The organism is Thaumasiovibrio subtropicus (assembly GCF_019703835.1).
Taxonomy (GTDB): Bacteria; Pseudomonadota; Gammaproteobacteria; order Enterobacterales; family Vibrionaceae; genus Thaumasiovibrio; species Thaumasiovibrio subtropicus.
In genome coordinates, this window is sequence record NZ_AP023055.1 from 991,896 (window position 1) to 1,007,989 (window position 16,094).

Consider the following 16,094-nt stretch of genomic DNA (forward strand, 5'->3'; position numbering starts at 1 on the left):
ATTGACAGGGTAAAATACAACTCAAGTTCTACTCTGACTGAGAGAGCGATCTCGTCTAGCACCGTATGATGATGTACTGATGATAGTCATTGAGCTGCACACTAAAGCGGTCTTATTCTTCTAGCTGGGTTCCCGGCATACACGCCTTTCTCGGTGATGTTTTTTGTCACCACACTGCCCGCACCTATCACGGCACCATCACAAATAGTCACGGCAAGAATGGTGGCGTTGGAGCCGATAGTGACACTATCGCCAATTATAATTCGCCCCCAGTCATCAGGATTTGGATCAGGCTGACCTGACTTGAACATATCATTCGCAAACATGACCCCATGACCAATAAAGCAGTCTTTTCCAATCGTCACAAACTCACAAATGAAGCTATGAGACTGCACTTTTGTACGCTCACCGACTTTCGTATTTTTCTGAATCTCTACAAACGGGCCCACGAACACATCATCTTCGAGTTCACAACCATAAAGGTTGGCTGGCTTTACAACCCTAACGCGTTTGCCACATTTCACATCTACGATACCGACCTGCAATAGGGTAGGAGAAGTCATTATCAGGGTCCTTTTGGTTCGCGATTAAATCTGCTTTTCAATTATCGCACTGATTGAGGCTTTTTGATCGCCGCTAACAACTCAATAAGTTCATTGATAACAAGCTGTGGCTCGTCGTCTTGAATAAAGTGGCCACTTTTTTGCGTCAAGACAGCTTTTCCTCGCGGAAAGGATTCGACCCAATCTTGCTGGAATTGTCCCCATAACTTACGCCCCTCCGCCGTTTCAAAGAGGTTCTGGGGGGATGATGGGACTTTAATCGTTGCGATCAATGTTATTGGTATATCCTGGATCTCAGGAAAACTGAAGGAAGGCTGCTTCTCCCAGATCATATCAACAAAGCACCACTGCGTTGCCGCTAACGCATAGTCGCGACGCTTTGTTTCGGCTATTTCTTTGGGGCCATTAACCGGGTCTATCTGGGTGACTATTTCAACGTCTCTTTCGTTAGCCGGATCGAGCATCAACATCGCAGAAACCCTTTCAGGATGAGTGACCGCAAATTGACGAGCGATAATACCACCCAAGGAGTGAGAGACATAGATAACAGGTTGGTGGATGTTAAGCAGATTGAGGAGTTGTTTCGCATCAGAGACATAGTGTTTGGCTTGGCGTTGCCCATCACAACGGTCTGAGCTCCCCTCGCCTACGCGAGAATAGCGCACTGCGGTTATATCAGATGGAAGTTGGTTCCAAACTGCGTTCCAACCTGCCATGCCCGATACAGCGCCAGCCTCGAAAAAGACGACGACGTCACCTCCTTTTCTTACTTCATACTCCACTGCGCCGCTATCAAGCATCAGTCTGTCTGTGGCATTTACCATACTGCAAATGCCGCACAGGCACATAAGCATCACAAGTCGCATCATTACGCTTACCATACGAGCAAATAGTAGGCGACGACGCTATCATTTTCTTCACCAACTGTATGCTCGAAAAATAATGAAAAATGCGATTTGAGGCAGCGGTCGATAAGTGCAAATGATTGATGGATAAAAGCAGTCAAAGATGAAACTTGCCGACCTTAACGTGATGACAAAATCTCACCATTTTAAGAATTAACACCTAGCAAGCCACATTTTCAGCGTTCTGACACAAATTGACTAGGTTTGTTAGGGCGGTTTCGTTAGGATATCGCGCTGAATTCAATAAATTTTGTCATCAAGGAAGGATTGAGATGTTCCTGAGAACCGTGACTGATACGTTCACTGCGTTAAACAAATCGAAGAGCAAAATCATCACAGCTACCGCGATTCCCTTGCTAATTAGCACATTCATTGGCCTAGTCACAGACCAAAGTGAAAGCGTGTTTGCGATGTTTATCGGTATGTTTGTTACAACAGCGTTGACAGCAATCATCTCAATACAGGTTCATAAAATACTGATTCTGGGCGAAGACTCAGTACCGACCTACGGCACGATGAAATGGGGGCTAGTGGAAAGCTGGTACTTTGGACATACACTGCTAATGTATGCCATCTGCTATGGTCTTTATCGCGTTGGGGTTCACTTGGGGCCTTTGGCACTCGTCGCTGCAGTACTGCTCGCTATTATCGGCGCGCGTGCATTTATGGCATTTCCTGCCATTGCGGTAGGTAAAGGTGTCTCGTTTAAATATGGTGTCGAAGTCACACAAGGCCACACAGTATACATGCTGTTGGTCTCGTTTGTGTTCCCGATCATTGTCTCAATTTCGCTTATTCCGTTGTTATTGTTACCGATTCCCTTTTTAGACTCCCTCTATGCCTATGTGATTAGTATTATTTCCGTCGGCATGTTGTCGATCGCTTATCGCATTATCGTTGAAGGTAAATAACGATAAACGCCGCTGATTATCAGCGGCGTTTTTCATCTATCCCGTTTCATCTAGTCTGACAGACTTCAAGGCTGCTCTGTCGCGGTGCTTCCACCGCCATTTCTGTTATCACCATGTCGATGATAAACAAAACTCGATATTGCTACCGTCATCGGCACCGTGAGAATCAGCCCTATGCTCCCTGCTAAAGCATGAATCATCGCCAATGCGATAGCGGGAATGTTCATAAACTGCATGACGGGCATTTGGAAGCCCCACACCATCATCATGGTCGTTAAAGCACTTCCGACAAACGCGAGTACCAGTGTATTTGTCATCGTGCCCAAAATATCCCGACCAATACGGACAGTCGCAATGAGTCGTGCTTTCTCATCTTGCTCTGGGTTCGCTTCTCTAAGCTCATGATAAGACGACACCATGGAGATCGCGACATCCATCACTGCGCCTAGCGCGGAGATCATGATTGCCACAAACAACAACCATCGAATCTGGATTTGAGCCTGCCCACCGAGATAGAGCAAGTCTTCCCCCTTGTCGAGATAAAGACCATTCAACTGAGCAAACTCACCAAATAGCTGAGCCATCACACCAGCGACAATCACCCCACACAGCGTGCCTAGCATCGCAACCAACGACTTTCGATTCCATCCCGCGATCAAGAGAAAGTTTACGATGATCTTCAAAGCCATCAGCAACAGCGTGATCCAAACAGGATGACATCCAGCGAAAATCGCTGGTATCAGCACGCCAACGAGCAACGCAGAAGTAAAATAGAGAGAGATGACGGAGTTTAGCCCTTGGATGCCGGCCAATAAGATAATGAGTACAACGACAATGCCAACCATCCAATACACTGCATTGGCGCGGTCGTGATTAAATGGCCAGTACACCACACGTTCACTTTCGCCTCGGATCAGCATAATGAAGCGATCGCCTTCAGCGACATGGACATTGTGCAGCCGACTCAGGCTATTCTCGACTTCTACCTGCTGCCACGCGTTGTGCTCATCTTGATAACGTACCAACAAGCGTTGTCGGCCCGTCAGCGTATTGGGGGCCATAACATCGGGTTGAACTTGCTCGACCAATACTTCATCAACCCAAGCCTTAACAAAAGTCTGATTTGCATACGCTGTCGGTCGAAAGCCATCGCTAATAATGGGTGATAAGTAGAGTACAAGCGTTGAAACAATAACAATGAACAGGGAAAAAAGTGCGCTCTTTTTCATTCAGTGCGTTCCGAGGAGCTAAAGGCAAGTAAAAAAGGTGCCAGAGATTCTCTGGCACCTTCCTATGGCTAAATCAATCCGATCTAAGATTACTGAGGTTGATTGCTGTAAGCGCACCCCTCATAGAGCGCTTCATTCGTCGCAGTATCGCTATAGTTTGGATTGACGAACCAACTCCCCTCGTCCATCAGATTCAATGCACGATGGATAGCAGTACGATCGCCCGCGCCAGAACGCATTACACAAATTTCTTTGTTTTGCAGACGTTCCCATAGTGATTTACCTGCCCCTTCACGAAGAGTGACAATGTCACCTTTGGTTTGGTGCTGGCCAGTGTTGTCTATGGTCCCAAGCTGAAGGATATGCCAGTTAGGGTGAGTAAAGTCGGCAGCAGCGAGTTTACCCGCTTTGGCAACATAATCGGTTAACATGTCACGCACTGCGTAGATTGGCTCATTTGACGATTCCCAAATCACATCCGATTCGGTGATCCACCCCTGCGCTAACAGCGTTGTACCATAGCGATAGTCGTTGATAGCGAGTACGTAATTGGCTTGTGGGTCAAAAGGTGCCCCGGCGATACTCTCAATTTGGACTCGTTGACCTTCGCTATGCTCGTTTCGGGCTGGCTGGCTCAAATCCACAACATATTCAATATTGCCATCAAAAATGTCATAGTTATAAGCACGGATATCCGGGTTAAAGGAGACGGTCAGATCGCCTTCTTTGAACTGGTTGAAGTATGCGTAAGACCATTCCATGTAGTCTTTCAATGCCGCACCTTGAATATTAACGGCAACAAGCTCATTGTCGTACATGTAAAGGTTGGCGCTATCTTTCTTATGGTAATCCTGACCGTGATACAGGTTCGAAGCATCGGAGAACAGCGCAGCCGCAGACACATCCACCTTCACCGCATTGCCGTCTTTATCACGCGCTTTTTCTTCCACAGTACGAATTTGAATTTGATTGATCACATCAACCAACGGCATATCATACAGTTTCGCGGCATGAATCGTAGTGTAAAGACGCAGACCTTCACTGTTCGCCATGCGATCCTCTAATACGGCTTCATCGGCCGCACCGTTTGCTGAGAAAGTGAAGTGACCTTCAACATTGCCGATCACTGTGTTCGCATCTGTCTCTGACGCATCGTGAATAGCACGCATCTGCTCTTGGAGCGCTTTGTCCTCTTCCACGCCTGCAACAGTGCGGTTCGCAAGGGTTGTATCTTGAATCTGCCAATTGCCATTTTCATCTTTAGCTAATTCAATCTGCGCCTTCGCTAAGGCCCAGCCCCAGTTACCTGGCTCGATAATCTTCACTTTTTGATGACGATTTTCATGGTTGTAGACACCAGAGATCGCTTTGTCTTCTTGCTGATATTCACCGTTAACGGAAATCTCTAGCATTTCCTGAGCGGGATCATCCCCTTTATTTACTTGTTCGATGAAACGAGCGTGCTCATGGCCCATGAAGATGACATCGATCTTATCCGCCAATGCCGATGCAATTTCATGAACACCACGGCCATGCTCTTTGCGACCATAGTGGAATGCGCCGATGACAACATCAGGTTGGTGCGCTTCAATCACATGATCAACGGTTGCCGTAACCGCTTCTAACTCATCTTTAAAATCGAGGTTACGGAAGTTCTCAGGTGATGCCGCTTGCCAGACCTTCACCCAACTTGGTGTAAGTCCAACCACAGCGACTTTAGCGCCGTTGTAATCATAAAGTTGGAAACCACGTAGGAAAGGAATTTCATCGCCAGATGCATCACATTCTGTTGCGGCTTGGTCCCAAAGTATATTTGATGAAATGACCGAACCATCAAACGCACGCAAGTTACGATCAATAAACGCGCGCTCAAAATCAAACTCATGGTTACCCGGTACCCAAAGGTCATAATTTAAGGCATTCAGCGTTTCAACCACAGGGTGAACGGGATTGTCATTAAACAGTTCTGCTGAGTTACCTTGTACCGTATCGCCAAGATCAATCAGCAACATATTCTCATCAGCCGCACGCTCCTCTTTTAAAAGCGAAGCAATTTTGGTGAAGCCTGCATTGTTATCAATCGCATCCAACGCATAATCATAGGCGTAAATGCGGCCATGCATATCGCCCGTTGCACCAATCGTGATCGTTTGTTGAGAGAGGTTTTTATCGTTACTTTTTACAATCACTTCAGGCTGAGAAACAAATGTCTCACACTTAGCGAGTTCAGGCAGTTGCGACGGAACCGGCGCATCTGCTGTTTGGGTTTGTATTGCTGCTTCTTTAGGCTGTTCAACAGCTTCTTGTTTTTGATGGTTACAACCTGAAAGAATGGCCAGAACGGCAGCGCTCAGCGCGGAAAGTTTGATGATTTTAGGGTTCATATTTGAGTCCAGTTTATTGGAAGAAGTGCCCCACTCACCTGCTTTTCGATGTTTAAGATAGCGAGTTGCCTCACACCTTTCGTTGCACTCAAAATCCATTTCATTGATACCGCTAATGCAACCGCAAGCATTTGAGTTAAATTGCATGCTCAAATATACGCCTATCACTTAGAATAAAAACACCAGACTCAATTCAGCGAGTTTCATTTTGTAACGACCGAAATAGGTATCAAGAAAGTGTTGGCAATACGTAATGCACATTTACATTGCCACAAAGAAACCCCAACCCAAAATGCTTACAGCAAATTAATAAATACGCATAAAGCAAGGAAAAGCCACCATTTATTTCGTCAAATTACAGAATATTGATACCAAGAATACATACAATGAATTGCTTTGATCACATTTGATCGTATTGATAATAAAACGCGCCACATTCTATGTGACAGCGCCATGTCAGATTTTTAGTATAGAGCTCATCAAACACCTCTACGGCGCATACAAGCGCTATTTCGCGTTGCCAATTTCGAGATATCACTAAGCATTCACGCGCTGGCCATCGCTAAGATTGACAGGAAAACGAGATGAAAAAAGGATTTTTACTGCCAGGGGTAATTGCGACCTCAGTATTGCTTGCGGGATGTGGCTCTGATGTAAAAGAAGCGCTTGATCCTCGCGACCCTGGCGGTGTCAAAATAGATTTTGATAAACACAGTGGTGTTTATCTGAATAATAGCAAAGACAAACTGGTACTCGTCACACCCGATGCACCTCAGTCAGTCATTTATGGTCAAAATGGGCTGCCCGTCTTAGAGGACGATTTCCTCGCTTTCTTTGATCAGTTTTTTGCTTCCTTTTTTGCCGACTTGGATTGGGGAGAGCCGACCACCAACGTTGAGATCTTGCGAAACGCAACGCTCGCACCCAGTGACACCACGCGCTTTAACCTCTATACCGGGCGTGAAAATCACTTTGGTGCTGATAACGCCAAGATGACGGCCTTTGACATGGGATTCCTTGATGAGTCACTGCAAATTGTCATTGAACTACTTCAACTGATGATGTCATGGACTATCGACATTAACTTTGAGGGTGATAACGCCAACATAGTCGGCAATATTAATGACATGGCGATACTCGATTCACTCGATCGTATTTCGACACCGTTTTCACTTAACAACGTCGCAGGTGCCTATCAAGTCGATGCATCCACTGTCATTACCTTTAGTGCCAATGGCACATTCAACTATTCCGCCACGATAGAGGGTGAGCACTGCACCGTCACGGGCGAACTGCTGAAACAATCCAATACAATGACCGCGCAATACACAATGGACACATCACACTGTGCGAACTGGGCCAAATTCGAACACCTTAATGTTGCTAATATCGACTATCAGATAGGTCAAGAAACGATCATCTATTGGCTACAATCAAACAGCGATTTTACGCCAGCGGTGATCGTGGGTCGGTAGGCAGTCCCGCACTTACTCAGATAATTTATCTCAAATAAAAAAAGACGCCGTTATCGAGCGTCTTTTTCTTATCTGTTTCCCGATTAACTTAAGAAGCCACCGAAAACATAAACAATGTAGTCAAACAGGTCTGGCGAGAGATGGAAAAAAAGCGCCATGACTAACATACCGACAAAGACGCCGATACCAAGAAACGTCGCGTCACGCTTTGATCTTTGCGAGCCCGATACGTTATCGGCCGGCAGACTGTATGTAGATTGATTTGGTTTCGCCATAGTCCTCACTCCTTTATTGAGCATCATATTCAACACTCAACACTTGGACTTCAATGTCGATGGGAGATTTATCGACCAATATCACGGCGATACTCAAGGGTTCATAAAAATGTCACACTCAATTCGACCCATGTCACAATATTCTTGTCTTGAATAACGTAATTGTGACCTTTGTCATTATTGATCGTGATTGAACTCTCAGACTTACTGATACTTTTGTAATAGCGCCTTCATGGCATTAGCTCTAATCGGTTTAGCGAGAAAGTCTGTCATTCCTGCATCTAGGCACGCCTTTCTATCCGCTTCCATCGCATTCGCTGTGGTCGCAATGATCGGCAACTTAACCCCTCCCGCACGCAATAACTTGGTTGCTTCAAAACCATCCATGATTGGCATCGACACATCCATTAAAATAATGTCGAATCCGCGGCGTGATTCCAGCATCAGATCGACAGCCGCTTTCCCATGCTCGGCAACTTCCACTTTATGGCCGGCTCTTTCGAGCATCAGTTTGGCAATCATCTGATTGGCTCGGCTATCTTCAACCACAAGAATACGAAGCTGTTCAGTTCTTACCTCCTCATGAGGCGCTTGAATCTGATTAGGAGCAGAGCAAGCTTCGAGTGGCAAACGAATGGTAAAGCAACTTCCCTTACCCAACTCACTTTCTAGTGAGATCTCTCCTCCCATTTTGTGCACCAATAACTGGCTTATGGCTAATCCCAGCCCCGTGCCGCCAAACTCTCTGGTAATAGAACCGTCGGCTTGTACAAAAGGTGTAAACAGCTGCTTTTGCGCCACCTTGTCAATGCCAATCCCCGTATCACTGATATCAATGCGAAGAAGCCCCGCTTCTTTGACAGCACGAATCGCGATTTCACCTTCATGAGTAAACTTAATCGCATTCCCCATCAAGTTAAACAAGATTTGGCTAAAGCGATTTTTATCACTGATCATCCACTCGGAAATGGCAGAATCGATATGCAATTTGCACGCTAACCCCTTCTTCTCCGCCTGTGGTTTTAATTGCTGACAAATAAGGTAGATGCGCTCTCGCACTTCCATGGGCTCTAGATAGAGCTCAACATTGCCCGCCTCTATCTTCGAAAGATCCAGCACATCATTAATGATGTTCAACAATAGCTGAGCAGATTGGTCCATTTGATTGACCCAACTCTCCTGCTCATTACTCAGGCCTGATTCAACCAAGGTATCCATCAATCCCATAACCGCGTTCAACGGCGTTCTAATCTCATGGCTCATCATGGCCAAAAACTGCGATTTTGCTTTATTCGCTAAGTCAGCCTGACGGCGTGCTTCCGTCAGCTCTTGCAAATGTTGACGGCGTGACGTGATATCTTTAGCGGTGCCTCGGAAGCCTTGGAACTGACCATCTTTGTCATAAAATGGCTTACCACTTAGTTCAAACCAACGTGAATCATCATCTTGGCTCAACTGACACTCAAACTCACTGAAAGCCACCTCAGATGCCAACAGTGATTTCAACGACTCACGAGGATGCTGCCCACTGATAATGTCGAACAGGCTTGTCTTATTGATGCGGTGAGTCTCTACACTTGGAGTTGAGAGATAAGTGAAGCGGCTGCTTTTATCTATTTCCCAAAACCAGTCACCTGCGGTTCGGGCGAAATCTTTAAAACGGAGACGGCTTTCGATGAGTTCTTGGGTCCGAGCAGAGACCAATGCTTGCAAACGTTCGCGATAGTCGATATCAATGATTGTGCGTTCCAAAAGCGGTCTGAAGCGATCAATGACTTGGCGACAGCGCGATGTAAACGCATTAGGCTTACTATGCGTAAACACCAAGATCGCGTCTCCAGAACTCACCTTTACCCCTGTCAGCAATGCCGAACGCACATAGCCATGCAGTTGTGGCGGTAGACGGCTAAACTCGTTGGTGCGCAAAGGATCAAAAAGCGCGATAGATTCGCCATTGATAGCACGCATGAACACTTGATCCGCTTGCCATTGGCAATGGCTGAAATGGCTTTGGGTACCAACAAGTTCTTTAAAGTTCTGAAAGCCACTCTCTCGACTTAACACTAATGCCGACTCGAAGTCGATATAACGACGAATGACTTCTAGGAGGCTATTGAATATCTGAATTTTATTGCTTGCGCCTGCCATGGCGGCAATACCTGCCAAAATAGCAGTGTTCTCTTCCTTTAATTGCTGCTCGCGCTGTTGACATCGATGAAGTTCAATCAACGTTTCCTGCAACTTTTCCGAGTCAAAGTAACTGTCCATCTTTACTCACTGTGAAAAAGTACGGCTGATATCATCAAATTACCGTGGGCGTTCTCGCCACCTGTAAACTGGCCTTGCTCACCAAAGGTGAAAGCAGATGCAAATGGCATTTGGTGCATAGCATTGTACATAAAACCTTTTACTTCAGGCATTTTTTCTCTTACTTGAAGCATACAACCTGCGCAGTAAATCGCGAGTCCACCGACCGGACGGATTTGCCCAGCACCCAGTTCAAGTGCTGAATCGATCACTCGGCCAGCGCGCTTGACTAATCGCTCTTCAGTGCCAGCCATCAAAAAGACACGCTCGCCTTGCTCAACGGTAGAAAAAAGACGGATGCCATTTCTATCTGATATCTCATAAGGGTGCGAAAGCTTGAAGTAAGCCATACCGTTAATTTCACCCGCTATTCGACCTATGGGATTAAGCGAAGCCGATGAAAAAAAGTCTCCCTTGGGGCTCAACTGGTTACCTGTTATCCACGCTTCATAAAGCGGCGCTGCGGGTTCACCATCCAGTTCAATAATCTCACGACCTTCCACCTTAGTCGCGACCGCGCTAACCCCAGTACTCGCATACCCAGAATGAAAAGAGAGACTGATGGGACAACTTGGATAGAAGACAGCAAGCGAGATAGCTTCGCGACCGAATCCAGACTGAGTAAAAACAGACCAATCGCCACTAATTTGATTGTCAGCTGCGCTGCCACCGACCACAGGTACAGACGGACCAATGACACTCTGTATTCCTTCAATCACACGCTCTTCATTGCCCGGTGTTGCATGCAGTAATACCAATCCTGGCAGTTCACCGACTCGCCCGCTTTTTGCAATCGCTTCTTCGACACAGGTTTGTGCCGCATGAAACGCATCTTCTTGATGATATTGCGTGATCGCAGTCCCATAAGCGCCTAAATCATCTTCGGCAGCCCACAATACTAAGGCGTTTTGTTGGTAGAATTCGGCGTCGCTCATTGCACCTTGGCAAGAGCTACACCCCAAAATCTGCGTGTCCGGAAAGGCCTTAACTAACGTTTGATGGATCAAAGCAACATCATGGCATTCCGTGAAATAGGCAATGAGAATATTGGGAGAAGGAATTTTTGTTCTAAGGCTATCAATCGTCTCGTCAAGAGCAAGTACAGTCTCTCTATTTTCAGAGCCGGAAGTCGCTATATACATAGGCAGTTCTAGTTAAACGTTAGTAGAGCAAGTATAAGCCATTCATGTTTTTTTTTATTTTGGATGTAAAGAAACTGGGATAACGGTCGTTAGTTTGAGTTCTGTTGGGTGAGTTTAGTCGAAAAATGCAGCAAAAAAGAGTACTTGTCATCACTGGAACCTCAGACCTAGGGCACACCTACTGCCTGAGTTTGGCAGATGAAAACTGTATCCCTATTGCCCTATCGGAGGATGTAGAACAGGGGCATAAATTGGTTGATGACGAACCACGGGCGAGATTTGTTGAAATGACTTTACGTTCTGAGGACGATTTTAATGCTATTCTAGCAAGTCTCCCTCAGTACCTAAAACCGATCGACCACGTCATTTACCTGTTACCCACCTCAGCCTATCTCGATCGCTTTACCACACTTGCAGATTGGCAACCCGTCACTCAACACTTATTGTCTTTTCCTGCGACATTTATCGAGTCTCTCACTCAGCATCAGGTCTCCTCCTGCACCTTTGTCAGTGCTCAAGTAGAAAAAGCTCCGTTAATTCAAAAGTCTATACAGGCCGCTTTTAAAGAATATGCTCAACACAGCGCAGCGCTATATCACACACAATGCCGCATAAACTGCATAGAATATGACGCACAACGCACTCACCCTGCAGACGTCATCCGTATGAGTCTACAGGTCATGCAAGGTACTGATTCTATGTGGGGAAAGGTGTTTACGCTTTAATATCAAGCTAACTATTTTTGCGAGATCATAAACGGGTATTCTGTCTGACTTACGAACACCGAAATTGTGACTGGCATTGATGACTTCAATATTTCAAACTGCCAATAAAAATGATCTGAATCAATTTTTGTTAACTCAATGTTATTTTCAGCGCTTTTAACTTGCGGCGTGTCGGCAATATTTTTTTGGCTCGAATAAAGCTCGACGATAAACACATCATCTTTATTAACATCTTTTATTTTTAGTGCCCAAAGCTTGTCTTCAGATTGACATAAATCAATTTTAACATTGCATTCAACTATATCTGCTTTAACAGACACACCAACTTTAGGGCTTTCAGCTTGTTCTGAATAGTAATCAAACGTCCTCCAAAAGAAGGCAATCAGCAAGATCCCCATCATAACAAGGATTTGCGTGAGCCTAGCTCTTGTTAACTTCTCAGCGGGCATGCTTTTCTAACTCCATTGCAACCTAGCTCAAACTTTTCAAAAAATGTTACTTAACCGTAAACACTTTGTGGGCTTGTGGGTATGAATCATTCATCTTCTCCAGTATTATACGGCATGTTACACCTTGTTACACTGGCGTAGATAATAAGTTTCTTTATCAACAAACAATACTATTAATCAGTGTATCAAGATAACGCGCTTTTCTGTGCTAGTTTTTTCTTAACAGGGAAACGTTGTGTAGTTGATAAAAACTGAGTGGAAGCAAGCAAGATGAATCAAACAAACCAGCTTGAACAAAGCTATGACTATACCGTGGTTCGTCAATTCACCATTGCCACCATTGTGTGGGGAATTGTTGGTATGGCCGTAGGGGTCTTAATCGCGGCTCAACTGCGTTGGCCTGAGCTGAACTTTGACACCCCGTGGCTTACGTATAGTCGTCTACGCCCGCTGCATACTAATGCAGTTATTTTTGCGTTTGGTACGAGCGCCCTTTTTGCAACATCTTATTATGTCGTGCAACGCACTTGTCAGACCCGACTGTTTGGTGGCCCTTTGGTCGCCTTTACCTTTTGGGGATGGCAAGCCATTATTGTCGCCGCCGCGATAACATTGCCTTTGGGTTTTACCTCAGGCAAAGAGTATGCGGAGCTTGAGTGGCCCATCGATATCGCTATTGCCCTGGTCTGGGTATCTTATGCAGTCGTCTTTTTTGGCACCATGATTGTACGGCGAACATCCCATATCTACGTCGCTAACTGGTTTTTTGGTGCCTTCATACTAACGGTAGCAGTACTCCATATCGTAAATAGTATGGCGATCCCCTTAAGCATGACGAAGTCATACTCAATCTATTCAGGCGCTGTCGATGCGATGATCCAATGGTGGTACGGACACAATGCCGTTGGTTTCCTTCTCACCGCAGGTTTCTTGGGTATGATGTATTACTTTGTCCCCAAGCAAGCAGGTAGACCGGTTTATTCCTATCGCCTCTCCATCGTGCACTTCTGGGCACTGGTTTCGCTATACATTTGGGCCGGCCCTCACCATCTCCATTACACCGCCTTACCCGACTGGACCCAGTCCTTAGGTATGGTAATGTCGCTGGTTCTGTTTGCACCTTCTTGGGGTGGCATGATCAACGGTATCATGACCCTTTCCGGTGCATGGCATAAGCTGCGCTACGATCCCGTTCTTCGATTCCTAATTGTCTCTCTCTCCTTCTATGGAATGTCCACGTTCGAAGGCCCAATGATGTCCATCAAGACGGTCAATGCACTCTCGCACTATACCGATTGGACCATTGGACACGTTCACTCTGGTGCGTTGGGTTGGGTTGCGATGGTCTCAATTGGTTCGGTTTACCACCTTGTACCAAAACTTTGGGGTCAAGAACGCATGTACTCAATCAAGATGGTCAACATCCACTTTTGGTTGGCGACCGTAGGTACCGTACTTTACATCGTTGCGATGTGGATTTCGGGCGTGATGCAAGGCTTAATGTGGCGCGCAGTTAACACTGACGGTACCTTGACGTATAGCTTCGTCGAATCACTACAAGCCTCCTACCCGTTCTACTTTGTGCGTTTTGTGGGTGGTTTCATCTTCCTTGCTGGCATGTTCTTAATGGCGTACAACACGTACAAAACCATTGCGGCGCCTAAAGCCAGCCTGAAAGCTGTCGAGCAGATGTAAGGAGCCGAAATAATGGGTACAAATAACAAAAACCGTCATGACATTGTTGAGCGCAATGTCGGCTTACTTGCCATCTTAATCGTGGTTGCAATCAGTTTTGGTGCGCTGGTTGAGATAACACCGCTCATGTTCCAAAAACAGACCACTGAGCCTGTGACCAACCTTCGTCCTTACACTGCGTTAGAAATGGAAGGACGCGATGTCTACATCCGTGAAGGTTGTAATACCTGTCACAGCCAGATGATTCGCCCATTCCGTGCAGAAACAGAACGCTACGGTCACTATTCTGTTGCTGGCGAAAGCGTTTGGGAGCACCCCTTCCTATGGGGCTCAAAACGCACAGGCCCTGATCTAGCGCGAGTTGGAGGTCGATACTCCGATGATTGGCACCGTGTTCACCTCATTGATCCACGTGCCGTCGTTCCAGAGTCCAACATGCCAGGTTTCCCTTGGTTAGAAGAAAATGTGTTGGACGGCAAATTAACCGAGAAAAAACTGCGTATCTTCAAGGACAATTTTGGTGTGCCTTATAAAGAAGAAGATATCGCAGGTGCTGCAGAAGCGGTGAAAGGCAAAACCGAAATGGATGCTGTCATCGCGTATTTGCAATCTCTCGGCCACGCGATGCAATAAGGAGGCAGTGATGGATTATGCATTGATTCACACTATCTGGACGCTGGTATTGTTTATCAGCTTTGTTGGCGTGGTTTGGTGGGCCTATAACAAGCGTCAAAAAAACCGCTTTGATGAAGCCGCTAATCTAATTTTTGCAGACGAAGAGAAACATCGTACCGCTAGCCTATCTGGTAAAGGAGAAACCAAATAATGACCACATTTTGGAGCATTTGGATTTCGGTCATCACCTTGGGTTCGTTAGCAGGTATTGCTGCGCTGCTCTACTGGTGTACCAAAGATAAAATGGGTGTCGAAGAAGGTGAAGACATGGGCCACGAATACGATGGTATTCGTGAAATCAACAACCCACTGCCCAAGTGGTGGTCCTATATGTTTTGGGGCACACTCGTCTTTGCCGTTGTTTATCTTCTGCTCTTCCCGGGTTTAGGTAACTGGAAAGGTTTACTCGGCTGGCAAAGTTCAGACCAAACCGTGATGACTGTAGAAGAGTCAATGAAGTCGATTGCCGATTCTCAGTCGAATAAACGCCCTGATCAATACGCCCGCGAACTCGATAATGCTGATGCCTACTTTGGTGAAACCTTCGAGCGTTTGGCCTACGTACCCGGCACGACACAATATCGTCAGCTCGAAGATGTCGCTCGCGATGAAGAAGCCATTAAAGTCGGCCAACGTTTGTACTTGCAAAACTGCGCACAATGCCATGGTTCGGACGCGCGTGGCCAACTCGGTTTCCCTAACCTCACAGATAAAGCTTGGCTTTATGGTGGTGAAGCGGAAACCATCAAGGAGACCTTAATGCATGGTCGTGTTGGCGAAATGCCCGGCTGGCAAGAGAGTCTTGGCGATGATGGTGTAGAAGAAGTGACCAGCTACGTCTTGAGCCTATCTGGCCGTAAAGTGAATACCAAAGATGCCGCAGCGGGTAAAACACGCTTTGTCGTCTGTGCTGCCTGTCACGGTACAGACGGTAAAGGTAACCCTGCCTTTGGCGCGCCAGATCTAACCGATGATGTATGGCTTTATGGTGATACCCGTGCCGATGTTGTGCAAACTATTCGCTATGGCCGTCAAGGGGTCATGCCTGCATGGGAGAACATTCTCGGTGAAGATAAGATCCACCTCATTTCAGCGTATGTTTGGCAGCTAAGTAATCCGAGTGAAGAATAGTTAAAACTCAATCCAAACAATTGGTTACATACTTGTTCACAAAGTTTGACACCAAAGCTACTAAATAAAAATAAGCCCCTGTAATATGGGGCTTATATTTAAATCACTTCTCAACCTCGTGTAACTCACCGAAAGCCAGTCACACTAGCTAACCGCCTTTCCTGAGGTGATTTAAATATAATCAATCTGCGTTTTGTTACGCTATGTTTGCGCAACTATTTAGGGATA

Annotated in this window: 15 protein-coding genes; 7 read left to right on the forward strand and 8 right to left on the reverse strand. The window is 46.1% G+C overall.

Going from position 1 to position 16,094, the window contains the following annotated elements; genetic code table 11:
- Positions 1-101: 101 nt before the first annotated feature.
- Both TSUB_RS20845 and TSUB_RS20850 read right to left on the reverse strand, forming a co-directional pair.
- Positions 102-563, reverse strand: coding sequence for an acyltransferase (locus TSUB_RS20845; RefSeq protein WP_087023751.1), 462 nt, complete (start codon positions 561-563; stop codon positions 102-104).
- 41 nt (positions 564-604) lie between these two features.
- Positions 605-1,432, reverse strand: a complete 828-nt coding sequence (locus TSUB_RS20850) for an alpha/beta fold hydrolase (protein ID WP_159064970.1) — start codon at positions 1,430-1,432, stop codon at positions 605-607.
- A 308-nt stretch (positions 1,433-1,740) separates the two neighbouring features.
- Between TSUB_RS20850 and TSUB_RS20855 the strand changes: the two genes are divergently transcribed.
- Positions 1,741-2,379 (forward strand): hypothetical protein, encoded by a 639-nt coding sequence (locus tag TSUB_RS20855; RefSeq protein WP_087023747.1) that lies wholly within the window; start codon positions 1,741-1,743, stop codon positions 2,377-2,379.
- Positions 2,380-2,444: 65 nt separating this feature from the next.
- Here TSUB_RS20855 and TSUB_RS20860 read toward each other — a convergent pair whose 3' ends face one another.
- Both TSUB_RS20860 and TSUB_RS20865 read right to left on the reverse strand, forming a co-directional pair.
- A complete protein-coding gene (locus TSUB_RS20860; RefSeq protein ID WP_087023745.1) occupies positions 2,445-3,608 on the reverse strand; it encodes a YibE/F family protein in 1,164 nt (387 codons plus the stop codon).
- A gap of 89 nt (positions 3,609-3,697) precedes the next feature.
- Entirely contained in the window at positions 3,698-5,992 is a 2,295-nt protein-coding gene (locus TSUB_RS20865) for a bifunctional metallophosphatase/5'-nucleotidase (protein WP_087023759.1), read from the reverse strand.
- 584 nt (positions 5,993-6,576) lie between these two features.
- Between TSUB_RS20865 and TSUB_RS20870 the strand changes: the two genes are divergently transcribed.
- Positions 6,577-7,467: a hypothetical protein gene (locus tag TSUB_RS20870; RefSeq protein WP_087023743.1), complete on the forward strand. Its 891-nt coding sequence runs from the start codon at positions 6,577-6,579 to the stop codon at positions 7,465-7,467.
- Positions 7,468-7,550: 83 nt separating this feature from the next.
- On the opposite strand, the gene TSUB_RS20875 is transcribed toward TSUB_RS20870, so the two are convergent.
- From TSUB_RS20875 to TSUB_RS20885, 3 genes are all read right to left on the reverse strand, one after another.
- Positions 7,551-7,742, reverse strand: coding sequence for a hypothetical protein (locus TSUB_RS20875; RefSeq protein WP_087023741.1), 192 nt, complete (start codon positions 7,740-7,742; stop codon positions 7,551-7,553).
- A gap of 204 nt (positions 7,743-7,946) precedes the next feature.
- Entirely contained in the window at positions 7,947-10,010 is a 2,064-nt protein-coding gene (locus tag TSUB_RS20880; RefSeq protein ID WP_087023739.1) for a PAS domain-containing sensor histidine kinase, read from the reverse strand.
- Positions 10,011-10,012: 2 nt separating this feature from the next.
- Positions 10,013-11,191 carry an FIST signal transduction protein gene (locus tag TSUB_RS20885; RefSeq protein ID WP_087023737.1) on the reverse strand — a complete coding sequence of 393 codons (1,179 nt, stop codon included), beginning with the start codon at positions 11,189-11,191 and terminating at the stop codon, positions 10,013-10,015.
- Between the two features lie 125 nt (positions 11,192-11,316).
- On the opposite strand from TSUB_RS20885, the gene TSUB_RS20890 reads away from it, so the two are divergent.
- Positions 11,317-11,916, forward strand: a complete 600-nt coding sequence (locus tag TSUB_RS20890; RefSeq protein WP_087023735.1) for an SDR family oxidoreductase — start codon at positions 11,317-11,319, stop codon at positions 11,914-11,916.
- An 11-nt stretch (positions 11,917-11,927) separates the two neighbouring features.
- On the opposite strand, the gene TSUB_RS20895 is transcribed toward TSUB_RS20890, so the two are convergent.
- Positions 11,928-12,365 carry a hypothetical protein gene (locus tag TSUB_RS20895; protein ID WP_087023733.1) on the reverse strand — a complete coding sequence of 146 codons (438 nt, stop codon included), beginning with the start codon at positions 12,363-12,365 and terminating at the stop codon, positions 11,928-11,930.
- 270 nt (positions 12,366-12,635) lie between these two features.
- Here TSUB_RS20895 and ccoN point away from each other — a divergent pair, with 270 nt between their 5' ends.
- The 4 genes from ccoN to ccoP are packed head-to-tail and all read left to right on the forward strand — an operon-like array spanning position 12,636 to position 15,866.
- The gene (gene ccoN, locus TSUB_RS20900; protein ID WP_087023731.1) at positions 12,636-14,060 is read left to right on the forward strand and encodes a cytochrome-c oxidase, cbb3-type subunit I; all 1,425 of its coding nucleotides are present in this window, start codon (positions 12,636-12,638) and stop codon (positions 14,058-14,060) included.
- Between the two features lie 12 nt (positions 14,061-14,072).
- Positions 14,073-14,693: a cytochrome-c oxidase, cbb3-type subunit II gene (ccoO, locus tag TSUB_RS20905; protein WP_087023729.1), complete on the forward strand. Its 621-nt coding sequence runs from the start codon at positions 14,073-14,075 to the stop codon at positions 14,691-14,693.
- 10 nt (positions 14,694-14,703) lie between these two features.
- Positions 14,704-14,886 carry a cbb3-type cytochrome oxidase subunit 3 gene (locus tag TSUB_RS20910; RefSeq protein WP_087023727.1) on the forward strand — a complete coding sequence of 61 codons (183 nt, stop codon included), beginning with the start codon at positions 14,704-14,706 and terminating at the stop codon, positions 14,884-14,886.
- The gene (gene ccoP, locus TSUB_RS20915; RefSeq protein WP_087023725.1) at positions 14,886-15,866 is read left to right on the forward strand and encodes a cytochrome-c oxidase, cbb3-type subunit III; all 981 of its coding nucleotides are present in this window, start codon (positions 14,886-14,888) and stop codon (positions 15,864-15,866) included. The genes TSUB_RS20910 and ccoP overlap by 1 nt, the downstream gene beginning before the upstream one ends.
- The last annotated feature ends 228 nt before the right edge of the window (positions 15,867-16,094 follow it).

What these genes read in the sequence shown, in the direction of transcription:
- TSUB_RS20845 (WP_087023751.1), bottom strand. Translation starts at nt 563, where the DNA reads ATGACTTCTCCTACCCTATTGCAGGTCGGTATCGTAGATGTGAAATGT.
- TSUB_RS20850 (WP_159064970.1), bottom strand. Translation starts at nt 1,432, where the DNA reads ATGATGCGACTTGTGATGCTTATGTGCCTGTGCGGCATTTGCAGTATG.
- TSUB_RS20855 (WP_087023747.1), top strand. Translation starts at nt 1,741, where the DNA reads ATGTTCCTGAGAACCGTGACTGATACGTTCACTGCGTTAAACAAATCG.
- TSUB_RS20860 (WP_087023745.1), bottom strand. Translation starts at nt 3,608, where the DNA reads ATGAAAAAGAGCGCACTTTTTTCCCTGTTCATTGTTATTGTTTCAACG.
- TSUB_RS20865 (WP_087023759.1), bottom strand. Translation starts at nt 5,992, where the DNA reads ATGAACCCTAAAATCATCAAACTTTCCGCGCTGAGCGCTGCCGTTCTG.
- TSUB_RS20870 (WP_087023743.1), top strand. Translation starts at nt 6,577, where the DNA reads ATGAAAAAAGGATTTTTACTGCCAGGGGTAATTGCGACCTCAGTATTG.
- TSUB_RS20875 (WP_087023741.1), bottom strand. Translation starts at nt 7,742, where the DNA reads ATGGCGAAACCAAATCAATCTACATACAGTCTGCCGGCCGATAACGTA.
- TSUB_RS20880 (WP_087023739.1), bottom strand. Translation starts at nt 10,010, where the DNA reads ATGGACAGTTACTTTGACTCGGAAAAGTTGCAGGAAACGTTGATTGAA.
- TSUB_RS20885 (WP_087023737.1), bottom strand. Translation starts at nt 11,191, where the DNA reads ATGTATATAGCGACTTCCGGCTCTGAAAATAGAGAGACTGTACTTGCT.
- TSUB_RS20890 (WP_087023735.1), top strand. Translation starts at nt 11,317, where the DNA reads ATGCAGCAAAAAAGAGTACTTGTCATCACTGGAACCTCAGACCTAGGG.
- TSUB_RS20895 (WP_087023733.1), bottom strand. Translation starts at nt 12,365, where the DNA reads ATGCCCGCTGAGAAGTTAACAAGAGCTAGGCTCACGCAAATCCTTGTT.
- ccoN (WP_087023731.1), top strand. Translation starts at nt 12,636, where the DNA reads ATGAATCAAACAAACCAGCTTGAACAAAGCTATGACTATACCGTGGTT.
- ccoO (WP_087023729.1), top strand. Translation starts at nt 14,073, where the DNA reads ATGGGTACAAATAACAAAAACCGTCATGACATTGTTGAGCGCAATGTC.
- TSUB_RS20910 (WP_087023727.1), top strand. Translation starts at nt 14,704, where the DNA reads ATGGATTATGCATTGATTCACACTATCTGGACGCTGGTATTGTTTATC.
- ccoP (WP_087023725.1), top strand. Translation starts at nt 14,886, where the DNA reads ATGACCACATTTTGGAGCATTTGGATTTCGGTCATCACCTTGGGTTCG.